This is a genomic window from Herbiconiux sp., assembly GCF_023264895.1.
In the GTDB taxonomy this organism is placed as follows: Bacteria; Actinomycetota; Actinomycetes; order Actinomycetales; family Microbacteriaceae; genus Herbiconiux.
Genome location: NZ_JAHFUY010000150.1, coordinates 1 through 6,109 on the forward strand (window position 1 = coordinate 1; position 6,109 = coordinate 6,109).

The following is a 6,109-nucleotide window of genomic DNA, read 5'->3' on the forward strand; positions in this document are numbered from 1 at the left end:
CGGCGGCCGCGATCAGGTCACCCATGAGCGCGGTGCGCAGCGAACCGCCGCCATCGACCACGAGCACCGCCCCCTCCCCCGGCGTGGCGAGCACCTGCTTCACCAGCCCGTTGTCCTCGGAGCAGCGGACGGTGCGCACCGCGCCGGCGAAGTGCGCGCGACCACCGAGGTTCTGCAGCTGCAGCGAGACCGATTGCAGCTGTTTGCCGCGCTCGTCGTAGAGGTCGGCGGTCGAGAGGGAGGTCATGACTTCGATCCTTCGGGATGCGCGTGACCCTCGAATCCGGCGGAGTGACAGAAGATCATGCCTTCTTCTGCTTCACCTGAAGGAACGGAGTTCTTCTGCTCGATCATCCCGGTACGTCGTCGGATTCCGCCCTCAGAGTGAAGGAAAGACAGGCTTCCGCTCGAAAAGGACTCACCATGACTGACTACAGCAACGACATCGCTGCCACCCAGGCCCTGAAGGAGCGACACGGCTCGTCGTGGGGTGCCATCAGCCCCGAGAACGTGGCACGCATGCGGGCTCAGAACCGGTTCAAGACCGGCCTCGAGATCGCGCAGTACACCGCCGACATCATGCGCCGCGACATGGAGGAGTACGACGCGGACTCCTCGGTCTACACCCAGTCGCTCGGTGTCTGGCACGGCTTCATCGGCCAGCAGAAGCTGATCTCGATCAAGAAGCACCTCAAGACGACGAACAAGCGCTACCTCTACCTGTCGGGGTGGATGGTCGCCGCCCTCCGCTCCGAGTTCGGGCCACTGCCCGACCAGTCGATGCACGAGAAAACCGCCGTGCCGGCTCTCGTCGAGGAGCTCTACACGTTCCTCCGTCAGGCCGACGTGCGCGAACTCGACCTGCTCTTCACACAGCTCGACCGGGCACGCGCTGCCGGCGACGAGACCGCGGCGGAGTTCATCCAGTCGCAGATCGACACCTACGAGACCCATGTCGTGCCGATCATCGCCGACATCGACGCCGGTTTCGGCAACCCCGAGGCCACCTACCTCCTCGCCAAGAAGATGATCGAGGCGGGAGCGTGCGCGATCCAGATCGAGAACCAGGTCTCGGATGAGAAGCAGTGCGGGCACCAGGACGGCAAGGTCACCGTGCCGCACGAGGACTTCCTCGCCAAGATCAACGCGGTGCGCTACGCGTTCCTCGAGCTGGGCATCGACAACGGCATCATCGTCGCGCGCACCGACTCGCTCGGTGCCGGCCTGACCCAGAAGCTCGCCGTCTCGAACGAGCCCGGCGACCTGGGTGATCAGTACAACTCGTTCCTCGACGTCGACGAGATCACCGAAGGCGGCTTGAACGACGGAGATGTCGTCATCCGCCGCGAAGGCAAGCTGCTCCGCCCCAAGCGGCTCGCGAGCAACCTGTACCAGTTCCGCGCCGGCACCGGCGAAGACCGTGTCGTGCTCGACTGCATCACGTCGCTGCAGAACGGCGCGGACCTGCTCTGGATTGAGACCGAGAAGCCGCACGTGGAGCAGATCGCCGGCATGGTCGACCGCATCCGCGAGGTCATCCCGAACGCGAAGCTCGTCTACAACAACAGCCCCTCGTTCAACTGGACCCTCAACTTCCGCCAGCAGGCCTACGACGCGCTGCTCGCGCAGGGCGCCGACGTCACGGCCTACGATCGCGCCGAACTGATGAGCATCGACTACGACGACACCGAGCTGGCGCAGCGCGCCGACGAGATGATCCGCACCTTCCAGAAGGACTCCTCGGCGCGTGCCGGCATCTTCCATCACCTCATCACCCTGCCGACCTACCACACGGCGGCTCTGTCGACCGATGACCTCTCGAAGGGCTACTTCGGCGACGAGGGCATGCTCGCCTACGTCAAGGGCGTGCAGCGCCGCGAGATCCGCGAAGGGATCGCGACGGTGAAGCACCAGAACATGTCGGGAAGCGACATCGGCGACAACCACAAGGAGTACTTCGCCGGCGACGCCGCCCTCAAAGCCGGCGGCCAGCACAACACGATGAACCAGTTCAGCTGACGAGCGGCACGGGATCGCCCGCGACTTGACAGTAGATGCGCCCATTCGCGCCGACTTGACCCAAGTTGTGCCAAGTCGCGGCTTTTGCGCACACCTACTGTCAAGTCGACGACCTCCCAGGGCCGCGCCAGCCCCCGAACTGAAGCGGGCCGTGGGGTGTGCATGATCCGTTCGAGGCATAGGCATCGGGCCTGGCGGGAGACCGCGAAGCGGGCGAGGGGACTATGACTCGAACGGATCATGCACACCCCACGGCCACACGAACAACCCGACCCGCCCAGGAAACGCCGAAACGGCCCGCCGCACGAATGCGACAGGCCGTTCAGGGGTGGAGGGGGACTACTTCGTGTTGACGGTGATCTTCGCAACACCCACGAGCAGGCCGCGCTTCACAGCGTCGGTGCCGAAGGTCTCGTTCAGCAGCCCGGCGGCGTCCTCGGAGACGTGCACGGTGGTGCCCTCGAGGATGGCGGTGTCGTTGGGGCCCATCTCGAGCGGCTTCAGGGTGCCGCCCCAGAGCTCGAACAGGTAGGCCTGCTCGACTGCGACGGTGCCGTTGACGGTCACGTCGCCGTAGAGCTTGGACTCTCCGGGGTCGACGGTGAAGTTGGTGAGCTCGACGACGGTGTCGCCGGCGGTGAGGGACAGGCCGGAGCCGTCGTGCTCGATGTTGCCCTGGACGTAGGGGCGGTAGCCGGACTCGGGGTCGTAGTAGTCGACGTTGCCGCCGGTGATCGGGAACGCGAGGACCCCGTCGGTGAGGGTCGCGGTGCCCACGACTCCGGGGGTCAGGCCAAGGCCCGTGATGGCGTCGAGGAAGCCGGCGTCGACGGCGACCTGGGTGTCGACACCCGACAGTGCGGGGATCGAGGCCAGCGGCTCGGGGGTCTCGTTGGCCGAGGAGGACGACGACGCGGCCGGGCTCGAGGTGTCGGTGGTGCTCGATGCCGAGCAGGCGGCGAGCGAGAACGTGAGGAGGCCGGCGGCAGCGAGCCCGATCGTGGCCTTGGTGATGTGTCGCATGATGATGCCTTCTTCCTGTGAGTCGTGTCCGTGATTGCAGACACTGATACTTCGGCACCGCCCGGGGAACGGTTTGGTCGGATCGCGAAGTGCAACATTTCTATTGCACCCCACGAAGCGATGTGCAATCATCGTGTTGCAGAAATCGAAGCCCCTCGACAAGGAGAAAACCGCCATGGACACCACCACGAACCCGCCCTCCGTCGTCGATCCCGACGCCCTCACGGTGACCAGGAGCATCCGCATCGCCGCCCCGCTCGCCCGGGTCTGGGCCGCGGTGACGGAACCGAATCTCATCTCGGGCTGGTTCGGTGAGGCCTCGTTCGACAGCCTCGATGCCGGCACCACCGGATCCCTCACCTGGGACGACCACGGCAGCTTCCCCGTGCGCATCGAGGCCGTCGACGAGCTGCGCTCGATCAGCTACCGCTGGAGCAGCCCCCGCTCGGACGACCTCGCCGAGGTCGACGAAGAGCACTCCACTGTCTTCACATTCACCCTCGAGGAGGTCGAGGGCGGCACGAGCCTCACGGTGGTCGAGACCGGATTCGGCACCTCGGACGACCCCGCCGCCCACCTCGAGAGCCACCGCCAGGGCTGGGACTCCGAGCTCGACGAGCTCGTCGCGCTGGTCGAGGGCCCGGTCGAGAGCGCCGCATGACGGTCGCCACTCTCGTCCCCGTGTTCGCCGCGCTCGGCGACGAGACCAGGTGGAGCATCCTCACCGCACTCGGTGAGGGAGAGGCCTCCGCCTCGGCCCTCGCCGGCCGGCTGCCCGTGACCAGGCAGGCGATCGCCCGTCACCTCACGGTGCTGCAGGAGGCCGGCCTCGTCGAGCCCGTGCGCGCGGGCCGCGAGGTGCGCTACCGCGTGCTCGGTGCCCACCTCAGCAGCACCGCCCGGCAGCTCGACCGCATCGGCGCGGCCTGGGAGCGCCGCCTGGCCGCGATCAAGGCGATCGCCGAGCACCCGGACCACCCGGAACAGCCGTAGGCCGCGCATCCCGAGCAGCCGCAGCCCGACAAGCCCTGACCCGCACCCCTACGACGTCAGCCGCACCCCACCGGTCTGCACGCCCGGGTGATCCCGCTCGAGCGCCGCGCCCTCCATGTCGACGTTCGGCAGCATCCGGTCGAGCCATCGCGGCAGCCACCAGGCGGATCGGCCGAGCAGGTGCATGAGGGCCGGCATGAGCAGCATCCGCACCACGAACGCATCCAGCAGCACGCCGAACGCCAGCCCGAAGCCGATCGACCGGATGATGGTCGACTCCGAGAAGATGAACCCGCCGAACACCGACACCATGATGAGCGCCGCCGCGATCACGTCCGAGCGCCCGGCCCGGAAGCCCTGCGCCACGGCGAGGCGGGCCGGCGACCCGTGCACGTACGCCTCGCGCATGCCGGAGGCGAGGAACAGCTGGTAGTCCATCGCGAGCCCGAACAGGATGCCCACGAGGATGACCGGCAGGAAGCTCAGGATGGGCCCGGTGCTGTGCAGCCCGATGATCGACGCCCCCCAGCCGAACTGGAACACCGACACGATGAGGCCGTAGGTCGCGAACAGCGACAGCACGAACCCGCCGGTGGCGATGAGCGGCACGAGGAGCGAGCGGAACACCACCACCATGATGATGAGCGAGAGCCCCACGACCACCACGAGGTAGATCGGCAGCACGTCGGCGAGCGCCTCGGAGATGTCGATGTTGATGGCCGCCTGGCCCGCGACCCCGAGCACGATGTCGCCGTTCACGGGCTCCATCGCGCGGAGGTCCTGCACGAGCTCCTCGGTCGTGGCGCTGTTGGGTCCCTCCTCCGGAAGCACCTGGAACGCGAGCAGCGTGCCGTCGTCGGAGGCGGCGATGGGGGCGACGGCCGCCACGTCGGGCTGCTCGGCGATGGCGGAGGCCACGGCGGCCTGGGTGGCGAGCAGCTCGTCGTCGTCGATCGCGGAGGGCAGCGTGGCGGTCACGAGCAACGGCCCGTTGGCGCCCGCACCGAAGGTCTCGTCGACGATCTGGAACGCGCGGTAGCTCGTGGAGTCGCTCGGCTCGCTCGAGCCGTCCGGCAGCCCGAGCCGCATCGAGAGGGCGGGGATGGCGACGATGAGCAGCGCCACCACCGACACGAGCACGGTGACGACCGCGCGCACGGTCGACATGGTCTTCACGGGCTTCTCGCCGGCGTGCTTGTGGCCGATGATGCCGCGCGTCTTCCGGCGCAGCAGCCGCTCGCCGATGAGGCTGAGGAGGGCCGGGGCGAACGTGATCGCCACGAGCACGGCCACCGCCACGCACACCGCGCCGACGGTGCCCATGAGGCCGAGGAACGGCACCCCCGTGACGTTGAGGGCGAGCAGCGCCACGATCACGGTCGAGCCCGCGAACACCACGGCGGTGCCCGAGGTTCCGGTGGCGAGCCCGATCGACTCCCGCACGGGCACGCCCTCGATGAGCTGCTTGCGGTGCCGGTTGACGATGAAGAGCGAGTAGTCGATGCCCACCGCGAGCCCCAGCATCACGCCGAGCACCGGGGTCACGGATGCCATGTCGACGACCCCGGAGAACGCGAGCGAGGCCGTGACGCCGACTCCCACACCCACGATGGCGGTCACGATCGGCAGCGACGCCGCGATGAGCGAGCCGAGCATGACGATGAGCACGATCGCCGCGAAGACGAGGCCCACGACCTCGCCCACGCCGAAGATCTCGGGCACGCCCTGAGCGATGTCGGTGCCGAAGTCGACCGTCGCGCCCTCGACCGGGTTCTCCTCGAAGTGCGCGATGGTGGCCTGCTTGACCTCCTCGGAGAGCTCCAGCCGGGGGTCGACGAACGAGACGTTGACGATGGCGGTCGTGCCGTCGTCCGACACCACGCCGATGCCGTCGGCGAGGCCGAGGAGGGTGGTGCCGAGCTCGAGCTGCTCATCGCCGGTCGCCAGCTCGGCGCGCGAGGCGTCGAGGGTGGCCTGCTGCTCGTCGAGGGCCGCGAGCTGGGCCGCGAGGGCGGCCTGCTGCTCGGCGGGAGCACCGGCTGCGGCGGCTGCGGCGACCGCGGCGTCGAGCTGG

The 6,109-nt window shown here is 68.2% G+C and carries 5 protein-coding genes and 1 pseudogene; 3 read left to right on the plus strand and 3 right to left on the minus strand.

The features are described from left to right. Positions 1–247: pseudogene (locus Q0D57_RS19010) on the minus strand (S-adenosylmethionine--2-demethylmenaquinone methyltransferase); the annotation flags it as partial. A gap of 176 nt (positions 248–423) precedes the next feature. Here Q0D57_RS19010 and Q0D57_RS19015 point away from each other — a divergent pair. Continuing rightward, positions 424–2,019, plus strand: coding sequence for an isocitrate lyase (locus Q0D57_RS19015; RefSeq protein WP_291046967.1), 1,596 nt, complete (start codon positions 424–426; stop codon positions 2,017–2,019). Between the two features lie 339 nt (positions 2,020–2,358). On the opposite strand, the gene Q0D57_RS19020 is transcribed toward Q0D57_RS19015, so the two are convergent. Then, the gene (locus Q0D57_RS19020; RefSeq protein ID WP_291046968.1) at positions 2,359–3,042 is read right to left on the minus strand and encodes a hypothetical protein; all 684 of its coding nucleotides are present in this window, start codon (positions 3,040–3,042) and stop codon (positions 2,359–2,361) included. A gap of 175 nt (positions 3,043–3,217) precedes the next feature. On the opposite strand from Q0D57_RS19020, the gene Q0D57_RS19025 reads away from it, so the two are divergent. After that, positions 3,218–3,703: an SRPBCC domain-containing protein gene (locus Q0D57_RS19025; protein ID WP_291046969.1), complete on the plus strand. Its 486-nt coding sequence runs from the start codon at positions 3,218–3,220 to the stop codon at positions 3,701–3,703. Continuing rightward, a complete protein-coding gene (locus Q0D57_RS19030) occupies positions 3,700–4,035 on the plus strand; it encodes a metalloregulator ArsR/SmtB family transcription factor (RefSeq protein ID WP_291046971.1) in 336 nt (111 codons plus the stop codon). The genes Q0D57_RS19025 and Q0D57_RS19030 overlap by 4 nt, the downstream gene beginning before the upstream one ends. 48 nt (positions 4,036–4,083) lie before the next feature. On the opposite strand, the gene Q0D57_RS19035 is transcribed toward Q0D57_RS19030, so the two are convergent. Beyond that, the coding region (locus Q0D57_RS19035; RefSeq protein WP_291046973.1) for an MMPL family transporter at positions 4,084–6,109 on the minus strand (2,026 nt) is incomplete at its 5' end.